The organism is Methylocapsa sp. S129 (assembly GCF_009765995.1).
In the GTDB taxonomy this organism is placed as follows: Bacteria; Pseudomonadota; Alphaproteobacteria; order Rhizobiales; family Beijerinckiaceae; genus Roseiarcus.
The window spans coordinates 273,048-291,854 of sequence record NZ_LMUI01000059.1; the positions used below are offsets into that span (position 1 = coordinate 273,048).

An 18,807-nucleotide genomic window follows, 5' to 3' on the forward strand; every position below is an offset into this window, starting at 1 on the left:
TTGCGCGATGAGCTGCGCACGCCGATGCGCCGAGAGGCCTTTGCCGATGCCGTCAAGCCCGAGCCGCGCGACCTCGTAGACCGTGAAGGGAAAGGACAATTGAGCGGCTTGCGTCATCACCGCGCGCTTGCAAGCGAGCAGCCGTGGCGCCAAGCGCTCGATAGCTACGCCGTCGCAGCAGATCGCGCCGGCGGTCGGCGTCAATTCGCCGCTCAGAATTCGCAAAAGGGTAGATTTCCCAGCCCCGTTGGGGCCGATGACGATCGTGACGCGGCCAGGCGCTATCTCGAGTGAAACCGCGTTGACGAGCGCACGGCGGCGCCAATGATAGCTCGCGCCCCGCGCCGACAGGAACCCGTTCAAGAGCGAAGGCTCCAGTCGCCGCGCAGCAGCAGCCAGAGAAAAAAGGGCGCTCCGATGGCGGCGGTCAGAATGCCGATCGGCATTTCAGCGGGCGCGACGAGCGTGCGAGCCAAAATATCCGCTCCCGCCATCAGAGTCGCGCCGGCGACGGCGCTGAGCGGCAGCAGCGCGCGATGATCCGGGCCGATCGCCAGGCGCAGAAGATGCGGCGCGACAATGCCGACAAAGCCGATGACGCCCGCGGCCGCGACGCTCGCTCCGACCGCGATCGCGACAAGAAGAATGATCGCGATCTTCAAGCGCTGCACGCGAACGCCGAGATGGAAGGCCTCGGCCTCGCCGAGCGCCATCGCGTTGAGGCCGCGCGATAGAAAGGGGGCGACGGCGACGAGCAAGACGCAGACCGGTGCGAGGACTTCGACTTTCGCCCAAGTCGCTCCGCCGAGCGAGCCCATCGACCAGAAGGTCAGATCGCGCAATTGCCGGTCGTCGCTCACATAGGCCAGCAGCCCGGTGAGCGAACCGGCAAGAGCGGCGAGCGCAACGCCGGCGAGCAACATCGTCGCAATCGAGGTCCGGCCGCCGCGCGTCGTCACCGCATAAAGGAACGCGGTCGAGGCCAGCGCGCCCAGGAAGGCCGCGGCGGGCAGAAGCGAGAAGGACGAACCGCCGGTCAAGCCCGCGGGCAGCTTTTCGCCCAACACGATTGTCGCCGCGGCGGCAAGACCGGCGCCGGCCGAGACGCCGACGAGGCCGGGATCGGCGAGCGGATTGCGAAAGAGGCCCTGCATCAGCGCGCCGGAGCCGCCGAGCGCCGAGCCGATCATGGCGCCGAGCAGCAGGCGGGGCAGCCTGATGTTCAGGACGACGAGCGCGTCTCTGCCGATATCGCCGGCGCCATAGGCGCCCGACCGGAACAGGATATCGAAGACGCGCGACGGGGCGACCGACATTGCGCCATGCGTCAGCGACAGGATCGCGATGACGGCGAGCAGCGCGGCCAGCGCCACGCCGACCTGCGCCGTTCGCGGCGGTTCGTCCATTGTTATACGCGCGCCGGAGCGCGCTTCGTCCCCTTGTTCGCTCACCGCCACGCGGTCGCCTTGGGCAGAGGCGGCAGGGCGAGATCGGGATAGAGCGCCGTCATCAGATCGCGCGCCGCGTCGGGCGTGCGCGGACCGAATCCGAGAAGATAGAGCCCGTCCATCCCGATCAGCGTCTTCTTTGTCGCGGCCGGGGTCGCGGCAAAGCTCGGCAGGGCGAACATTTCATCGGCTGCGCCGACAAGATTGCCATTGGTCATTTTCAAAATCGCATCAGGCGCGGCGGCGATCACCGCTTCGTCGGTCATCGGCTTGTAACCCTCTATGCCTTCGGCCGCGTTCACCGCGCCGGCGAGCTTGATGATCGCATCGGCCGCACTGCCGTGGCCGCCGACCATGGGCCTGCCGTTCTGCAACGAAAGCACGAAGAGAACGCGCGCCGGCTTGACGATCTTGGCGCGCATCGCGTCGATGAGCGTAAAGCGCGCGCGCGTCTCGTCCGCGAGTTTGGCGGCGCGGTCGCTCTCGCCAAGCAGGCGGCCGACGGCCTCAATCTTCTGGGCTACGCCGTCTGCACTCGGCTCGTCATGCACATAGGTCAACGGGACGCCCGCATCGGTCACGAGCTTGAGCGCCGCGGGCGGACCCGAGCCGTCGATGACGATCACCGAACGTGGCTTGAGCGAGAGGATTCCTTCGGCCGATAGCGCCCGCATGTAGCCAACGTTCGGCGCGTTTTTCAGCGCCTCGGTCGGATAGACGCTCGTCGTATCCAGGCCGACGATACGATTCTGAAGACCCAGCGCATAGACGATCTCGGTGATCGATCCCCCGATCGTCACGACCCGATTGGCGCCGACCGTCTGGGCGCGCGCCGTCTCGACGGGCGCGTTGATCACGCCGATCGGTCCCGTCCAGAAAAGACAAGCCGCCAGCACGACCGGAATGGCGCAACATTCAGCGCCCGACAGGATATGAGCAATGCGCGCGCGACTTCCAGCTAGCATTTCGAACCTCGTCATTTCGTAAGAATGAGTTTGTCTTTCGCCGTGATGCGCAGTCGATAACGCTCGCCGGCATGGATGATGGTCGCCTCCCGACCACCGGCGAGGAGATCGCGGACGTCGATGACGGGCGCGCCCGGTCGCTGCGGACTGTTCTGGCTTCCAGCCGCGGGCGGATTTAGCGTCTCGCCGATCATTGTTGCTTCGCAAGTTTAGAATGTGTCAAAACTACGATTCCTTAGAATTTTTCTCAACAACGTTCAGTTTAGAATTGAATAAAAGTGGATTTCGTAAGTCGTGTTGACACGAATATTATGAGTTAGTAAATCCAGTCAAGCCGCATGGATCGTCCAACGCGGCGGCGAGCCAGCCAGCGACGCTTTAGAAGCGTCAAGCCAGCCAGCAAATATTCAATAAAGCTGGGGGTTTAAGGGCTATGGATTCTGTTCGCCGCGTATCGTTGCTCATGTCTTCATCCGCCGTGTTGGCGGCGCTCGCGCTTTCCGTCGGGGCGGCGTCAGCGCAACAGGCCGGCAGCTTGGCCGCAAGCGCACCCGCGCAGGGCGGCGTCGACGTCAATCTCGACACGATCACCGTGACCGCGACAAAGACGGAAGAATCGGTCGTCGACACGATGGCGGGCGCCAGCGTCGTGACAGGCAAGCAGATCAAGCAGCAGCAGCCGGGTTCGATTTCCGAGATGCTGCAGAACGTTCCCGGCGTCGCCGCGCAGGTGACGCCAAACGATCCCGGACAGTCGATCAACATCCGCGGCATGCAGGATTTCGGCCGCGTCAATGTGCTCGTCGATGGCGCGCGGCAGGATTATCAAATCTCCGGCCACAACGCGAACGGCACGTTCTATCTCGATCCGGAATTTGTTGGCCAGGCCGACGTCGTGCGCGGCCCGGTGTCGAACATTTATGGGTCAGGCGCCATCGGCGGCGTTGTCTCGTTTCGCACCCGCGACATCAACGACCTCCTCAAGCCAGACGAAAATTATGGCGTGCAAGAGCATGTCGTCGTCGGCACGAACGGCGCTGGCGTCGTCACCTCGACATCAGCCGGCGCCAGAATCGGCACGGCGGCCGATATTTATGGGCAGCTCATCTACCGCAACGCCGACTCTTTTCAGGACGGCGTGGGAGACACGGCGCCCGATACCGGCAGCCAGTTGCTCGGCGGATTGCTGAAGCTTAACGTACGGCCCTCCGACGGACAACAGATCTCCGCGACCGCGCTGACGCAGAACAATCGCTTCACGAATGATGGCACGAGCACAGCCGGCCCCCGCTTCGACAACAACGTCACGACCGGCACTTACACGCTGGGCTACAAGTTCGCGTCGCCAGACACGCCGCTGATCGATTTCGATTCGAAGATCTATTATTCGACGACCCAGAACCGCCAGACCTTCGTCGCGCCCGATGCGCTCGGCGTTTATTCGGCGCTCGGCGTCATGCCTGGCGACGCTCTGGACGACAAGGTCGACACCTACGGCTTCGACATTCACAACACGTCACGGTTCAGCACGGGCGCGGTCAACCACGCTCTGACGATTGGCGGCGACGGCGTGCTGGACAACGTTCATACATTCGACGACGCTGGCGGCTACGTCGCGGCGTTGACGCCTTCGGGGCGGCGCACGCTTTCGGGCGCCTTCATCCAGGACGAGATGAGTTATGGCGGCTGGCTGCGCGTGCTGGGCGCGATCCGCTATGACGATTATCAATTGCACGGCGGCGATGTGGAATCGAGCGGCGAGCATGTTTCGCCCAAACTGACGATCGGCGTTACGCCAATCAAGGGCCTGGAGTTCTACGGCACCTATGCGGAAGGCTATCGCGCGCCCTCGGTCACCGAGACCTTGATCGAAGGCGTGCATCCCTTTCCGGCCTTCGACATCCTGCCCAACTCAACGCTGCGGCCGGAGACGGCGCATAATCTGGAGGCCGGCGTCAACTTAAAGTACGATGACGTGTTCAAGTCCGGCGACAGCTTTCGGGGCAAGATCACGGCCTTCACCAACCGGGTCGACGATTACATCGACATAGAGCCGGTCGGCTCGCCCTATCTCGTGCCGTTCATCCCGGGAGCGCCCGCTTCGCTTTGCGGGGCGGAGCCATTTCTCTGTTTTCCCATCACGTCGTATCAATATGTCAACGTCGCCAAGGCGCGGCTTCAGGGCGTCGAGCTCGAAGGCGCTTACGACTGGGGCCGTGGCTTCCTTTCCGTCGCTGGCTCGGCGATCGACGGCAAGAATCTGGTCGACGGCCTGGCGCTCGCCACCGTCCCCCCCTATCGAGCCAGCACGACGCTGGGGTTCCGCTTCCTCAACGACAATTCGCTAACCGTCGGCGGTCGCTTCACGCTGGTCGGCGCCAGTGCGAAAAACGTGCCGATCGCTGCGGACAGCGACGGAACGACACCCCTGCCGAGCGCCGCCTATGGCCTCGTCGACCTCTTCGCGTCCTATGCCTACAACGATCGGGTCAGCGGCGACCTGAGCATCACCAATCTGTTCAACAAGCAATACACCCAATTTCTCGACGTCGAACCCAACGCCGGCATCACCGTCAAAGCCGGCCTGACCATCAAATTCGCTTCGAAATGATCTGATCCCCAGCGCTATTTTACCTCACGGAGTTGCAAGATGTTTATCGCCATGAATCGGTTCAAGGTCATCAAAGGCGAAGAGAAGGCCTTCGAGCATCTCTGGCTTTCGCGCGAGACCTATCTCGATCAATTGCCAGGCTTCATCGAATTCCGACTGTTGCGCGGACCCGAGCGAGACGATCACACGCTCTACTCTTCGCACACGCTCTGGGCTGACAAGGAGATGTTCGCCGCCTGGACGCAATCGGAACAGTTCCGCGCCGCTCACGCCAAAGCTGGCGGCAATAAACCGCTGCATCTCGGCCATCCCGAATTCGAGGGTTTTGAGACGATCCAGCTCATTAGGAATCCTCGCCTGCAAGATGTCGCCTGAGGATATGACCATGTTCGCCCTATCCGCCGAAACAGACCAGGCGATTCGCGCGGCGCTGGCGGTCGAGCCCGATGGCGTCCTCGATGAGATCGCGCGCCGCCATGGCGCGCCGCTGCGCGCGGTCTTCGATCGTCTGCCGGCTGGCGCGGCGTTCGCCGCGGCCGGCGCGCGATTCGAGGCCGTCTGGCGTGAACTGACGACCTGGGGGCCGGTCATGTTCATCGTCCATACCGAGGACGGCGTTTTCGAAACGAAGGCCGAACTGCCGCCGGGAGAGGCGGGGCGAGGCTATTTCAACATTCATGGCGACAGCCCGCTCGGCGGGCATATCCGCGCCGATCGCTGCGCGGCGATCTATTTCATCGACAGGCCTTTCTTCAAGCGTCGCTCCTGCTCGCTTCAGTTCATCAACCTGGACGGCGGCGCGATGTTCAAGGTCTTCGTCGCGCGTGACAATAAGCGGGAGCTTCTCGCCGATCAGCTCGATCGCTTTGAGCGTCTGCGCCAGACCGAGGCGCTGAGCGCGAAGACGATGGAAGAGGCGGCGGACGCGTGAACGGCGCACGTGCGAGTGGGCGACGGACAAATCCGCTCTGGCGCCTCGCCGCAGCGTCGTTGAGTTTGCTCGCCCTCGTGATCTCCGAGCGCCTTGTCGCATCATCGGGCGATCCCGCGCTTGACGCGGAGGCTGTCGCGCTGCCCCGTCGCTGCAGCCCGGTTCCGTTCCCGCCGCCCGAATTTGGTCACGGCCACGTCATTACGCTGACTGTGCCGATCCGGTTCAATCGTTAGAGTGACGCGCGACGAGGCGGGCTTGGCAGAGAGCGCCTGAGTCGTGCGATTCACGCTCGCTATCGTATTTCGTCGAGGACGTCTGAGCCCTTTTTCAAGCTGATCTTCCGATCAAGTTTTTGTCTGACGGCCTCGTCAAACATCGCTCTCGCAATCGAGAGATCGGAGGCGCTCCCCAGAATTTCCTCAGACTCGCCTTCGGCGTCGGCGGCAACGATGCGAAACCCATGCTCGACGATCGTTCGCCGCGCCGCCTCATCGCTATCGTAATGGGTATGGATGACGCCAAGCAGAAGCTCGGTCGAATGTGGCGACAATTGAGCGCCCGCGCCGGCTTGAGCGCATTCCTCAAGCTGATCCGCCAATTTTCGCAGGTCGCTGATTGAGGTCATTGTCGAATCGGCAGTCACCCGCCGCAGTCCGTCTGCGCCGCGTCGAATATTGCGGCGATGATTCGTTCCCAGCGGCGTTCAGGGTCATAATCTGGAACGAGGTCTCCTGTGCCCAGACTTGACATTCCGGCTCCCCCAAGCCGATTGAATGATATGGGCATCGGTTCCGACGCGCTGATGAGCAAGGCGCATTCCCCGCGTAATCCCGGCTCTTGGCCGCGACCAAATCGCCGTGTCCCGGCGCGCCATGCTTTCGCCCCGCGCCGCAGATAACAATAATGAGTTAAGGCATGAGCTTTCGTATCGGAAGCGATCCATTTGAACAGCGACTGTTCAAAAATGTGCATCAATCGCCAACGCCAGTCTTTCACACCCCTCAAAGCGCCAACCGAAACCATCCATCGTGACTTTCGACTGGCTGCGCTATGCGCGGTGAAGATTGAGAGACGGCCGTGAGCCAGATCGAAACGCCGCACGGCAATGGATCGGAAACTCTGCGAAAACAACTGATCGCGACTTGCTAGGAAGCACTCGATTTCCGGCTTGCAAAGCCGGACCACTGTGAAGGTCGCCGCAACCGCCAAAAATGGCATGAGGGCGCCAACGCCCGTCCATCGGGCGAGCGCCGTGAAATAAATTACTTGTGGATCAAGCATTTAATTTGAATTAACCATTTCATTTTCTCGCCGCCAGCATGTGTTCTGTTAGAACGCGTATACTTAATTCGACTGCCAGGAATTCTGCGCAGCGAAGCCGATATTTGGACGTCGCCGCATCGTTCGTCAGCGGCGCCCAACCGATTGCCGGGAACATTGTCATGGACCATCCCTTCAGGACTGGAGCACCGTCCATTAGCAAATTGGCGATCGAAGACGGGAGTCTGCTAAGCGGTCGCTACTGGGGGGAATTGCGCACTTTTCTTGCGGTGGCGAAGGCCAAGAGCCTGAATCGGGCGGCCGACGAACTAGGCGTCAGCCGGATGACCGCGGGGCGCGAGATCAGGCGGCTGCAGGACGCGATCGGCGCTCAGCTTGTCGTGTTCAGCAAGACCGGCGCGGCCCTCACCCGAAGAGGCGAGGGATTGGCTCAGGCGCTGCAACGAGTCGACCAGGAAATCCATACGCTCACCAACGATCTTCGCGCCGAACTCGGCCAGGCGGAAGGCACCGTGCGGCTCAGCGTTACCGATGGGATCGGCGTCATATTCGTTGTTCCTGGCCTGAGGAGGTTGGCGCTAGACCACCCTCGCATTCGCGTGGAGTTGAAGAGCCCCCAGAACTATCTCAGCCTGGTCGAAAACCAGACCGACCTGATGGTCGGATTTGCGCGGGAGAGTCATCAGGATTTGACGTCGGTGCGCATGGGGACGTTTCGCTACATGCCGCTCGTCAGCCGATCCTATGTCGAGAGAATGGGTCTGCCGACGCCCGACAATCTTCAGAATCATCTGTTCATCGATTCTGATCGATATTCGTCGAAGGTGGAGGTTTGGAGCCCGTGGCGAAACCTCGTTGAACGCGGGACCGTCTCGCATCGCTGCGATGCTCCGATCACCTACGCCATGATGGTCAAGGCTGGCCTCGGCATCGGCCTGCTCGCCAGCTATAACGTTCAGGAGCCCGCATTCATTCGGCTCGACCTCGACTGTACGGTCGCGATCCCGCTCTATTTGACGGCCTTGACCGAGCGTCTCCAGGCCAAACCCGTGCAGGTCGTCTTCGATTTGCTTTTGTCTCTTCTGAGCGCGGACAATCCGTGGTTCGCCAAGCAGATGACTCTCGAAGTGGGCCGCGACTCTCCGTTCAACGAAGGCTACCAGAGGCTTTTCAATCTTTAGCGGCCGGCGCGCGAGCGGTTCATGGTCTTGGCTTGTTATGTCCGGGATCAAGGTGGATGGAGAATTGAAATCCGCCGCCTCGCCAGCGGATCGGAGCTCGTCTTCGGGGTCCGGAGCCCACGGGCTCCGGCGCAAGGCGTCAACCATCACCGCCTTCGAATGCGCTGGGCACATGCCAGGATCCCTCCACCCGGAAAAGAACGTTCGGATCGGTATCGATTGAAATTGCGTCGGCGGGCAGCGACAGGTCTTTAACCAATTCGAGAAACGGCTCCCCGTCTCCCGACAATGTAGGCGGTCGATCCCTGACCTCACGGAATCCGAACATACGAACCCATATCGTCGCATATTTAGGCTTGGCCAGCGTCACCACCTTAGAATAGCCCTTGCGGGCGATGTGCGCGAAGATGAAGTCCGTCATCTGCTTGATCACACGCACATTGCGGTAGGCTTGACGGAACCCCGTCCGCTCGACCTTGGCAAAACCATTGAACCAACGTATTCTGCAGGCTCCGATGGGCTCGTCTTCCGCATAGACGACGATATGCGTCGCCTGAAAATCATTGCCATCGAAAGCTCGCCGTGCGGCGAGTCCGGTCTCCTCCATAAAGCAGATGCTCCGCACGGCATAGGCATGTAGAAGCTGCTCGTTATTCGTGACGATGACGACGCGGATCGTATTGTCGGATTTATGGGCTGCTGGGCCGCTCATCTTGGCGCTCTGGATTGTCGATTCGCTCCGCCAAACATGGGTGAGTCGGCGGCATACCGGAAGCGATTGATTTGAACCGCCGTTGTTCATATTTGTGCATCAGCGAGTAAAAGCGGATTCGTCATGCCTCCCGAAGAGATCAAATTGAATTTACTTAATAGGTTTTTCGAAGAGGCTGTTTGCCTGCACGGAGGCGATTGGAAAAAGGTCCTCGGTTATGTCAAAGGGCGGATAGAGGCCCTGGCCCCCGGAGATCGCGCTGCGATCGATGGCGCATTCAAGCGGCTGTCGACGTTCCACGCGCCCGATTTCCGAGGCGGGCCGCCTCACTGAGCAGCGCATCCTCGACTAGGCCGTCAATCACGGCCGCCTTGACGCGGCCGGAGCCCCCACCGCCGGAATTTGGCGATCTGCGCTACCGCCGTCGACGATTCTGATATCGTTGTTCATGTCGATGGCGACGGGGTTCGGATTATCGGCGCGCGCTCAGGAAACCGCGAGACCACTTGCTCATGGACCACTCCCGCAGCGCTCGCACGATCGTCATCGGCGGCGGCCCCGCGGGGCTGATGGCGGCTGAAGTCATCGCGCGGGCAGGCCGCCGCGTCGCCATATTCGATCAGGCGGCATCGCCCGCGCGCAAGTTTCTGCTGGCGGGACGCGGCGGCCTCAATCTGACGCATAGCGATCCGCCCGACCACTTTTTGAAGCGCTATGGCGCGGCGGCGCACCATCTTGCGTCCGCCATCGAGGCCTTCCCGCCGGAAGCTTTACGCGACTGGTGCGCGGCGCTCGGTGAGCCAACCTTCGTTGGCACGAGCGGGCGCATCTTTCCCAAAAGCTTCAAATCCTCGCCGCTGCTGCGCGCCTGGCTACGTCGGCTTGCAACGCTCGGCGTCGAGCTGCGTCCTCGCTGCCGTTTCCTCGGTTTTGGCGAAGCCAGCAATCCCATTCTGGACGGACCGCAAGGGCGGCTTGATGAGAGCGCCGATGCGATCGTTCTCGCCTGCGGCGGCGCCTCGTGGCCGCGTCTTGGGTCGGATGGCGCCTGGGTGGAAGGGTTGCAGAGGGTCGGTGTTGAAACCACGCCGTTGCAGCCGGCCAATTGCGGCCTTGAGGTGGGTTGGTCGGCGCCGTTCAAAGAGCGCTTCGCAGGGACCCCGCTGAAATCGATCGCCATGAGCTTTGATGGCGCCCGCGTTCGCGGCGAAGCTGTCGTGACAGCGACGGGGCTGGAAGGCGGCGCCGTTTATGCGCTTTCCGCGCCGTTGCGCGAGGCGATCAACGCGCATGGCGAGGCGCTGCTGGAAATCGACCTCAAGCCGGATATCGCCATAGACGCGCTGACGCGGCGACTTGAGCAGCCGCGCGGCGCACAATCCTTTGCGACTTTCCTGCGCAAGGCGGTCGGCCTGGCGCCGATCGCAATAGCGCTTCTTCGCGAAGCGGGCCCTCCGCCCTCGGACGCCGCCGCGCTGGCGCAGCGTATCAAGCATGCCGGCGTTCGCCTCACCGCCGTCGCGCCGATCGCGCGCGCGATCTCAAGCGCCGGCGGCGTCGCATGGAGCGAACTCGACGACAATTTCATGTTGCGCCGCCTGCCTGGGGTCTTTGCGGCTGGCGAGATGCTCGATTGGGAAGCGCCGACAGGCGGCTATCTCCTGCAGGCGTGCTTTGCAACAGGCGCGGCGGCGGGCCGAGGCGCGCTGAAATGGCTGGAAAGGTAAGCGCCGCGCGACGCGTTCGCTATTCCGCCGCTTCCTTCACTTCGCCAACAGAAGAAGGCCGCAAGGGATGCGGCGCATCGTCGGCTGGCGCGGCGTGAGAGTCCGCCGCGCCATGCCCCAGGCGATGATCGCGCGCGACAAATGTGTAGACCGCCGGCGTCACGAACAACGTGAACAGCGTGCCAATGCTCATGCCCGCAAAGATCGTCAGCCCGATCGAAAAGCGGCTGCGGGCCCCCGCGCCCGCCGCCAGGATCAGCGGCAGCATGCCCACCACCATCGCCGCCGTGGTCATCAGAATCGGGCGCAGCCGCACGCCCGCCGCCCGCTCGATCGCCTCGCGGCGCGACAAGCCCTGGTCCATCTGCAGGTGATTGGCGAAGTCGACCATCAGAATGCCGTGCTTGGATATCAGGCCGATCAGCGTGACCAGGCCGATCTGCGTGTAGATATTGATACTGGTCGCGCCCAGGACGCCGCCAATATTGAGCGGCAATAGCGCGCCGAACATCGCCGTCGGCAGCGCGATCAGAATAATGAGCGGATCCCTGAAACTCTCAAATTGCGCGGCGAGCACGAGATAGATGATGATCAGCGCAAAGATGAAGGTATAGACCAGCGCATTGCCTTCCTGCTCGTATTGGCGGGAATCGCCCTGGAAATCATAGGTGTAGCCCTCAGGGAATATTTTCTCGGCCTTCTCCTTGAGGAAATCGAGCGCCTCGCCGAGCGTGCGGCCGGGGAACGGCACGCCTGAAAGGGTCGCGGAATTCAATTGCTGAAAACTCGTCAGCGCATTGGGTTGCACCGATTGGGTCACGCTCGCCACTGTCGAAAGCGGCACGAGTTCACCATTGCTGGTGCGCACTTCATAGCGCGTCAGCCAATCGGGCGTCAGCCGGAATTCGCGCGGCGCCTGCGGGATGACCTCGTAGCTGCGCCCGTAGAGATTGAACCGGTTGACGTAATTGCCGCCCAGAATCGTCGACAAAGCTGTGCCGATGTCCTGCATATTGACGCCGATGCGGTTCGCCTTGTCGAAATCCACCTTGAATTGATATTGCGGCGTGTCGAATTTCAGATCGGTATCGGTAAACAGGAACAGGCCGCTTTCACGCGCTTCTTTCTGCAATTGGGCGGTCACGTTGGCCAGAGTCTGAAAGTCGCCGGTCGTGCGAATGACAAACTGCATCGGCGGCCCGCCGGTTGAGCCGGGCAGCGCGGGCGGCGAGAAGGCGAGAACTTGCGCGCCGGCGATTTCCAGAAATTTCGGCCCCATCGCGGCGAGCAATTGCTTCGCGCTGCGGACACGCTCGTCCCAGGGCTTGAAGAGAATGCCCGCAAAGCCGGACCGCACGCCGTTTAGACCATTGATGGTGAAGACATGCGCGACTTCGGGAATGTCGCGCACTTTTTCGTACAGCGTCTGCGTCGCTTGTTCGAGATAGTCGAGATTGGCGACTTGCGGCGTCTTGACGAGCGCGAGGGCGACGCCTTGATCTTCCTCAGGGGCGAGTTCTTTTGGAGTCGAGATATAGAGGAGGCCGGTCAGCCCGAGAACGCCGACGAGGATCAGCAAGGTCAGCGCGCGAAAATTCAAGGTGCTGTGCAGCCGGCGCTGATAGACGCGGCGCAAGCCCTCGAAGCGACGATCAAGAAAACGCGCGAATCCGCCGCTCTCCCCGGTCTGATGCTTCAGCAGCCTCGAACACATCATCGGCGTCAACGTCAGCGCGATAAAGCCGGAGACCACGACGGCGCCCGCCAGAGTGAAGGCGAATTCGCGAAATAGCGCGCCGGTGACGCCCGAAACGAAGCCGATCGGCGCATAAACCGCCGCCAGCGTGATCGTCATCGCGATGACAGGCAGTGCAATTTCATGCGCGCCTTTTATCGCCGCATCGAACGGCGTCATGCCGTCTTCGATATGGCGGTGGATGTTTTCGACCACGACGATCGCGTCGTCGACCACCAGGCCGATGCCCAGCACAAGCGCGAGCAGGGTCAGCAGATTGATGGAATAGCCAAGCGCAAGCAGCGCAATCATCACGCCGACCAGCGACAGCGGGATCGTCACGATCGGGATGATCGTCGAGCGGAAATTGCCCAAAAACAGGAAGATCACGACAATGACGATGACCGCGGCTTCGGCGAGCGTCTTGGCGACTTCATAGATCGAGGCGCGAATGAACTGCGTCGAATCATAGGCGATCGCCGATTGCAGTCCGGTGGGCAATTGGCGCTGGATGTCGGGCATGGCGGCGCGAACGCCATCGATAACCGTTAGCGGATTGGCCTCGGGCGTTCCGTAGATGCCGATAAACACCGCCTTCAGCCCGTCGAAGACCGACGAGCTGTCGGAATTTTCCGGACCCAATTCGATTTTCGAGATATTGCCGAGGCGGATCAGCGCGTCGCCGCGCGTGGCCACGACGAGCTGCCCGAAGGCCTGCGCATTGTCGAGCGACGTGAGCGCATTGACGCTGACCTGCGTATAGTCGCTCTTGATCTCTCCCGCCGCCGTCGTGAAATTATTCGCGCTGAGCGCCCGGCTCACGTCGGCGGGCGTCACGCTGAGCGCGGCCATCTTGGTCGGATCAAGCCAGATGCGCATTGCGAACGTCTGGCCGCCCAAGATCTGCGCCGTGGCGACGCCGTCGATCGTTTGCAGGCGCGGCTGGACGACGCGCGTCAGATAATCGGTGATTTGCGAAGAATTCATCACCTTGGAGTTGAACGATATATACATCAGGGCGAAGCCTTGGCCCGTCTGCTTGATGACGATCGGGTCGTTGGCGTCGCGCGGCAGAACGCCGCGCACCTGATTGGTCTTGGCGAGCACGTCGGCCACGGCGCGGTCCGGATTGGCGTCCAGCCGCAGATTCAAGGTGATCGTCGAGACGTTTTGCTGCGAATTCGAAACGAGGGTGTCGATGCCCTCCGCGCTGGCGACGGCCTGCTCAAGCGGCGTCGTGATGAATCCCTTGATCAGATCCGCATTGGCTCCGGGATAGGTCGTCGTGATCGTGATTGTCGTATTCGACATCTCGGGAAACTGGCGGATCTGCAATTTAAGGCCCGCCATGGCGCCAACCAGCAGAACGAGCAGGCTGACCACGGTGGAGAGAACCGGCCGGCGAATGAAAAGATCGGTGAAGCGGTTCATGATCGCTCGAGGCTCACGGCTTGGGCGTTTGCGCCGGCGTCGGCAGGCCGGCCGTGCTGTCGATCGTGACCGGCCCATTGGGCTGGAGCTTGATCTGGCCGGAGGTGACCACGAGCTCGCCTGCGTTCACGCCTTCGAGGATCGACACGCGCTCGCCGCGGGTGTCGCCGACCCGCACAAAGCGCCGCTCGGCGATGAGATTGGGTTTGTCGTCTTTCCCCGCCGCCTGCGCTTCGCTAGCCTTAGGCGGCGCCGGCTTGACCACGAAAACATTGTCGCCGTAGAGGCTGAAGATGATCGCCGTGCGCGGCAAAGTCAGGACATCGGCGGGCGCGCCGGTCGTCACCGCAATATTGGCGAACATGCCAGGCAGAAGCTTGTGATCGGGATTGGGGAATTCGGCGCGCACCAGCAGGTTGCGGGTGTCCTGGCTGATGCGCGCATCGATCGCGGCGATCTTGCCGGTAAATGTCCGGTCCGGAAACGCGTCCAGCGTCATCGTCGCCTGTTGGCCGACCGCCAATGTGCGCAACGACTGTTCGGGCGATTGAAAGTCGACATAGATCGGATCGAGTTGCTGCAGGGTGACGACGCTCGTGCCGACCGCCAAAAACTGCCCGACATCGACTTTGCTGATGCCAAGGCGTCCCGCGAAGGGCGCCGCGAGGGCTTTTTGGGCGATGATGGCGCGCGTGCGCTCGACGGTCGCGGCGGCCGAATCGCGAGCGGCGACCGCCGAATCGACTTGCGACTTCGCGGTATTGCCGCCTTGCACCAGCGTCTGCTGGCGTTCGAGCGTCGCGTCGGCATTCCTGAGCTGCGCCATTCCGTTCTTCAAATCCGCCTGGTCGACAGAATCATCGATTTGAAGAAGGGGCGCGCCGGCGGCGACATCGTCGCTCGACTTGAAGTGAATCGCGCTGATGACGCCGGCCACCTGCGGCGCGATGTCAATGCCCTGGTATGCGCGCAAGCTGCCGATGGCCGGCATCTGCGGCGTCCATTTTTCCATTTTCGCGGGCTCGGCCGACACCGCCGACGGCTTGGGCGCGAAGGCGGCGGAGATGAAGCCTTTGACCATGTCTGGTTTGATGACAAACTGAAAATAATAGAGGCCGCCGCCGAGTCCCGCCAGAATCGCCAAGGTCAGCAGAAAAACCACGGGCCGGCGCACCCCCAGAGGCAACAGCCTCAAAACCAGGAGCAGCGCCAACACGCCAGCCAGGACAAAAAGAACCGCGGCGGGAAAGGGAAGTTTGAAAAGATTCGAGCTCGCCGCGCCGCCAACGGCGGCGGCCAACACCACGAGCGCCAAAAGAATTCGATTCATGCGGCGGACTGTCCTTCGTGCCGATGACGCGCGCTCTTGGCGTCAACTTTTCGTGATTGGAGCGCCCTCATATAGGGAGCCGGTCAAAAGATAAACAAGTCCGAGCCGAGCGAATGTTTCGCTGCGACGATCGCATGTGGCATCCGTACCGCACGCTCGTTTTCAATGGGCGATTCTCATCGCACGCGCATATTCTCGCCGACCGGCTCGGGCGCCGCGCTCCAGTAGCGCAGCGCCAGATTGCCGTTGCGGCCGATCGACATGCCTGCGAACCATGCCGACAAGGCCGCCGCGAGCAGCTCGATCGGCAAAACCTCGGTCCATCCGGCATGCGACTCAACGCCGTAATGGAGGACGAATTCGAAGACGAACGCGCCCAGGATGATGGCGAGCATCATGACGTCGCCGGGCGTTGCGATCGTCTGCGCGCTTCTGTCGATCCCGATGGCCCAGCGCCCGGCATGGCGCCAGCCGATCGCCAGCCCGATCGCGCCGCCCGCCAACGCCGCCGCGAGATCGGCGAGAACCGGCGCCGGAAACAGGCCGAAAAACCCTCGCACGCCTAGCACGACCATCAGCGCCGGCAGAATGAGGAGACGTTCGACGCGGATGGTGCGCGGATAACAACGCGCGACGCCCATCCACAACAGCGCCAGGAACAGCACATAAACATAAGCGGGAATATGCGACATGGCGGCGTCCCGTGTTTTGTTTGACGAGCGACGGCGCTTGATAGACTATCATCCTAACGATGTAAAGATACGGAGCGCCCCAAGCCATGCCGTCCCCCGCGACGCGCGCTGACGACCGCTATCACCATGGCGATTTGCGCAAGGCGCTCCTTAACGCCGCGCGGACGCTGCTGGAGGAGCGCGGGCCGGCGGCGCTGAGCCTGCGCGAACTCGCGCGGCGCGTCGGCGTCTCGGCACCCTCTGTCTACCACCATTTCTCCAGCCTCGATGCCATCGCCGTCGCTCTGGCCGAACAAGGATTCACCGAGCTGACTGAGGGGCTTGAAGCCGCTCCGATCCATGCGGAGGGCCAGCTCGCCCCGACCGGGCACGCCTATATCGCCTTTGCGCGCGCCAACCCCGGGCTCTACCGGCTGATGTTCGGCGAGGGATTTCGCGACGCCTCCAAAGGTAGCCAGGCCGTTCACGCGCTGCGCGAGCGCGCTTATGAAAAGGTGGTGGCGGGCTTGCGAACGCGCCTGCCGGCCGACGAACTCCCCGTCGCCGCTCTGTTCCTGTGGTCCCTGGCGCATGGCCTCGCTTTGCTGATGATCGACAGGCAAGTCGACGCTGGCGCGGACGCGGAGGCGGTGATCCGCAGCGTCTTGCGCCTCGCGGGCGTTGGCCTGCCGCCTTCGGCGTGAAGGGTTCGACGGCCGCGAGGCGTCTCCCGGGCCGGTCGTTTGACGCCAGCGTCCGAAAGAGACAATGACATCATACAAACGCTCTCATCGAGGCTCGAAACCTATGGCGCTTTCCGACGCTCCCATACATCCGATCATTCCCGACCTCGCGGGCAAGGTCGTGCTTATTACCGGCGCTTCCACCGGCATCGGCGCCGCATTGGCGCGGGGTTTTGGCGCGCAGGGCTCGCGCGTCGCGATCCATTATCATTCCAGCGAGACGCCGGCCAAAGCGCTCGCGCGGGAGATCGCGAGCGCGGGCGCCGAGGCGCTGCTGGTGCAGGGCGACGTCACCGACGCCGCCGCATGCGCGCGCATCGTCGGCGAGACCGCCGCTCATTTTGGCCGCATCGACGGCCTCATCAACAATGCCGGCCTGATGCTGGGCCGGCTGCCCTCGCTTGAGGCGAGCGACGAGCATATTCAGGACGTCATCGATCTCAACGTGCGCTCGATCCTCCGGGTGACTCGCGCGGCGGCGCCCTGGCTGGAACGCCAGGGCGGCTTCATCATCAACACGACCTCCGTCGCGGCGCGCAACGGCGGGGGCAATGGCGCCGTCATCTACGCAGCGGCCAAGGGCTTCGTCTCAACGCTGACGCGCGGTCACGCCAAGGAATTGATCGGCAGGAAAATCCGCGTCAACGCGGTCGCGCCCGGCGTGATCGCGACGCCGTTTCACGACCGCTACACGAGCGCCGCGCAGCTCGAGACGCAGCGTCTCACAATACCGCTCGGCCGCGTCGGGACGCCGGAAGAATGCGTTGGCGCCTTTCTGTTTCTCGCTTCCGAAATGCTCAGCGGCTATGTCGTCGGCCAGATCATCGAGGTCAATGGCGGGCAGTTGATGCCTTGAGGCCGGCGCGGCGGCGCTTGCAAGCGCCCTATCCCGCCCGCCCCATCTTCTCGAACCGCTTCGCCACGCGATCGCGCTTCAGCTTCGACAGCCGCTGTATCCAGAACATGCCGTCGAGCTGGTCGATTTCGTGTTGCAAGCAAACCGCCAGCAAGCCGTCGGCCTCCTCGACGCGCGTCGCGCCGGTCAGGTCCTGATAGCGCAGGCGCACGCGCGCCGGCCGTTCGATCGTCTCGATGACGCCCGGCATCGAGACGCTGCCCTCTTCGTGGCGGGCGCGCTCGGCGGAAGCCCATTCGATGCACGGATTCGCATAAATCCGAGCGCCGTCGGCGGCGGAAAGTTCGATCACGACGAGCCGCAGCAGAACGCCGATATGGGGCGCCGTAATGCCGATCCCCGGCGCGGCGCGCATCGCGGCGAGGAGTTCGTCCGCCAAGGCGGCGAGCGTCTCGTCGAAGGCGACGATCGGCGCGGCCGCCAACCGCAGCCGGGGATCGGGAAACCGCAGGATCGCGCGGATGGTCACGCGCCTCGCCCTAGAGATCCTGGCAGACGTCGACCCATTGCGCGCCGACGAGGTCGGCGAGGCGCAGCGCATCGATGCGCAAGGCGGCGTTCACCGCGCCCGCCGCAGGCACGACCTCGCCAAGATCCCGCAACGAGGAATCGCAATAGATCGGCAGCGGCCGCGCCAGGCCGAACGGACAGACGCCGCCGACGGGATGACCAGTGATATCGGCCACCTCGACCGCGTCAAGCATGCGCGGCTTGGCGCCGAAGGCCGCCTTGAATTTCCGGTTGTCGAGCCGCGCATCGCCCGCCACGACGATCAGCGCAACCTGCTCGCCGATCCGCAGCGACAGCGTCTTGGCGATCTGGCGCGGCGCGACGCCATGCGCCGCTGCCGCCTGCGCGACCGTCGCGGTGCTCGCATCGCTTTCAATGATGTGAAGGTCGGGCGCATTCTGCACGAGAAAGGCGCGGACGGACTCAAGGCTCATGTTGGGGGATCGCTCGGTTTGATGCTGAGTTCTCGGCGGGACGCACGGAGCGCGCAGAAATATAGCACCTTCTATGGGTCCGCTTATACCGACGCTCCGCCCCACCCCTAACCCCTCCCCGTTGCACGGGGAAATCTTGGCGCCTCCCCTCCCCGCATTTGCGGGGAGGGGCTGGGGG

General features: G+C 62.7%; 19 protein-coding genes and 1 pseudogene. 8 read left to right on the forward strand and 12 right to left on the reverse strand.

The window, feature by feature from the left end:
- The 4 genes and pseudogenes from GSQ90_RS29855 to hemP all read right to left on the reverse strand — a co-directional run.
- Positions 1–294 (reverse strand): annotated as a pseudogene (locus GSQ90_RS29855) (ATP-binding cassette domain-containing protein); the annotation flags it as partial.
- Positions 295–359: 65 nt separating this feature from the next.
- On the reverse strand, positions 360–1,406 hold the full coding sequence (locus tag GSQ90_RS29860; RefSeq protein ID WP_158818622.1) for an iron ABC transporter permease: 1,047 nt from the start codon (positions 1,404–1,406) through the stop codon (positions 360–362).
- Between the two features lie 41 nt (positions 1,407–1,447).
- Positions 1,448–2,413 (reverse strand): hemin ABC transporter substrate-binding protein, encoded by a 966-nt coding sequence (locus tag GSQ90_RS29865; protein WP_158818623.1) that lies wholly within the window; start codon positions 2,411–2,413, stop codon positions 1,448–1,450.
- An 11-nt stretch (positions 2,414–2,424) separates the two neighbouring features.
- Complete coding sequence (gene hemP / locus GSQ90_RS29870) at positions 2,425–2,607, reverse strand: hemin uptake protein HemP (protein WP_158818624.1); 183 nt, start codon at positions 2,605–2,607, stop codon at positions 2,425–2,427.
- Between the two features lie 269 nt (positions 2,608–2,876).
- Between hemP and GSQ90_RS29875 the strand changes: the two genes are divergently transcribed.
- Genes GSQ90_RS29875 through GSQ90_RS29890 form a run of 4 tightly spaced genes read left to right on the forward strand, consistent with a single transcriptional unit; the run spans position 2,877 to position 6,191 of the window.
- Positions 2,877–5,024, forward strand: a complete 2,148-nt coding sequence (locus GSQ90_RS29875; RefSeq protein WP_158818625.1) for a TonB-dependent hemoglobin/transferrin/lactoferrin family receptor — start codon at positions 2,877–2,879, stop codon at positions 5,022–5,024.
- Between the two features lie 39 nt (positions 5,025–5,063).
- Positions 5,064–5,399: an antibiotic biosynthesis monooxygenase gene (locus tag GSQ90_RS29880; protein ID WP_158818626.1), complete on the forward strand. Its 336-nt coding sequence runs from the start codon at positions 5,064–5,066 to the stop codon at positions 5,397–5,399.
- A 10-nt stretch (positions 5,400–5,409) separates the two neighbouring features.
- Positions 5,410–5,955 carry a heme utilization cystosolic carrier protein HutX gene (hutX, locus tag GSQ90_RS29885; protein WP_246731836.1) on the forward strand — a complete coding sequence of 182 codons (546 nt, stop codon included), beginning with the start codon at positions 5,410–5,412 and terminating at the stop codon, positions 5,953–5,955.
- Positions 5,952–6,191 (forward strand): energy transducer TonB, encoded by a 240-nt coding sequence (locus tag GSQ90_RS29890; RefSeq protein WP_158818627.1) that lies wholly within the window; start codon positions 5,952–5,954, stop codon positions 6,189–6,191. Before hutX ends, GSQ90_RS29890 begins: the two co-directional genes overlap by 4 nt.
- Before the next feature lie 59 nt (positions 6,192–6,250).
- Here GSQ90_RS29890 and GSQ90_RS29895 read toward each other — a convergent pair whose 3' ends face one another.
- Both GSQ90_RS29895 and GSQ90_RS29900 read right to left on the reverse strand, forming a co-directional pair.
- Positions 6,251–6,583 (reverse strand): hypothetical protein, encoded by a 333-nt coding sequence (locus GSQ90_RS29895; protein WP_158818628.1) that lies wholly within the window; start codon positions 6,581–6,583, stop codon positions 6,251–6,253.
- A 14-nt stretch (positions 6,584–6,597) separates the two neighbouring features.
- On the reverse strand, positions 6,598–7,176 hold the full coding sequence (locus GSQ90_RS29900) for a hypothetical protein (protein WP_158818629.1): 579 nt from the start codon (positions 7,174–7,176) through the stop codon (positions 6,598–6,600).
- A 224-nt stretch (positions 7,177–7,400) separates the two neighbouring features.
- On the opposite strand from GSQ90_RS29900, the gene GSQ90_RS29905 reads away from it, so the two are divergent.
- On the forward strand, positions 7,401–8,420 hold the full coding sequence (locus GSQ90_RS29905) for a LysR family transcriptional regulator (protein ID WP_158818630.1): 1,020 nt from the start codon (positions 7,401–7,403) through the stop codon (positions 8,418–8,420).
- A gap of 139 nt (positions 8,421–8,559) precedes the next feature.
- On the opposite strand, the gene GSQ90_RS29910 is transcribed toward GSQ90_RS29905, so the two are convergent.
- A complete protein-coding gene (locus GSQ90_RS29910; protein ID WP_158818631.1) occupies positions 8,560–9,222 on the reverse strand; it encodes a hypothetical protein in 663 nt (220 codons plus the stop codon).
- A gap of 422 nt (positions 9,223–9,644) precedes the next feature.
- Between GSQ90_RS29910 and GSQ90_RS29915 the strand changes: the two genes are divergently transcribed.
- Entirely contained in the window at positions 9,645–10,859 is a 1,215-nt protein-coding gene (locus GSQ90_RS29915; RefSeq protein ID WP_158818632.1) for a TIGR03862 family flavoprotein, read from the forward strand.
- A gap of 19 nt (positions 10,860–10,878) precedes the next feature.
- On the opposite strand, the gene GSQ90_RS29920 is transcribed toward GSQ90_RS29915, so the two are convergent.
- The 3 genes from GSQ90_RS29920 to GSQ90_RS29930 all read right to left on the reverse strand — a co-directional run bounded on the left by GSQ90_RS29920 (position 10,879) and on the right by GSQ90_RS29930 (position 16,047).
- Positions 10,879–14,025 carry a multidrug efflux RND transporter permease subunit gene (locus tag GSQ90_RS29920; protein ID WP_158818633.1) on the reverse strand — a complete coding sequence of 1,049 codons (3,147 nt, stop codon included), beginning with the start codon at positions 14,023–14,025 and terminating at the stop codon, positions 10,879–10,881.
- A gap of 13 nt (positions 14,026–14,038) precedes the next feature.
- Positions 14,039–15,355: an efflux RND transporter periplasmic adaptor subunit gene (locus tag GSQ90_RS29925; RefSeq protein WP_246731837.1), complete on the reverse strand. Its 1,317-nt coding sequence runs from the start codon at positions 15,353–15,355 to the stop codon at positions 14,039–14,041.
- 176 nt (positions 15,356–15,531) lie between these two features.
- Positions 15,532–16,047 carry a DUF6622 family protein gene (locus GSQ90_RS29930; protein ID WP_158818634.1) on the reverse strand — a complete coding sequence of 172 codons (516 nt, stop codon included), beginning with the start codon at positions 16,045–16,047 and terminating at the stop codon, positions 15,532–15,534.
- Between the two features lie 86 nt (positions 16,048–16,133).
- Between GSQ90_RS29930 and GSQ90_RS29935 the strand changes: the two genes are divergently transcribed.
- Together GSQ90_RS29935 and GSQ90_RS29940 are read left to right on the forward strand one after the other, a co-directional pair.
- The gene (locus GSQ90_RS29935) at positions 16,134–16,730 is read left to right on the forward strand and encodes a TetR/AcrR family transcriptional regulator (protein ID WP_158818635.1); all 597 of its coding nucleotides are present in this window, start codon (positions 16,134–16,136) and stop codon (positions 16,728–16,730) included.
- Between the two features lie 103 nt (positions 16,731–16,833).
- Positions 16,834–17,625, forward strand: a complete 792-nt coding sequence (locus GSQ90_RS29940) for an SDR family NAD(P)-dependent oxidoreductase (RefSeq protein WP_158818636.1) — start codon at positions 16,834–16,836, stop codon at positions 17,623–17,625.
- Positions 17,626–17,653: 28 nt separating this feature from the next.
- On the opposite strand, the gene GSQ90_RS29945 is transcribed toward GSQ90_RS29940, so the two are convergent.
- On the reverse strand, positions 17,654–18,154 hold the full coding sequence (locus GSQ90_RS29945; protein ID WP_246731838.1) for a peptide deformylase: 501 nt from the start codon (positions 18,152–18,154) through the stop codon (positions 17,654–17,656).
- A gap of 10 nt (positions 18,155–18,164) precedes the next feature.
- A complete protein-coding gene (locus tag GSQ90_RS29950; RefSeq protein WP_158818638.1) occupies positions 18,165–18,629 on the reverse strand; it encodes a YbaK/EbsC family protein in 465 nt (154 codons plus the stop codon).
- Positions 18,630–18,807: the final 178 nt, after the last annotated feature.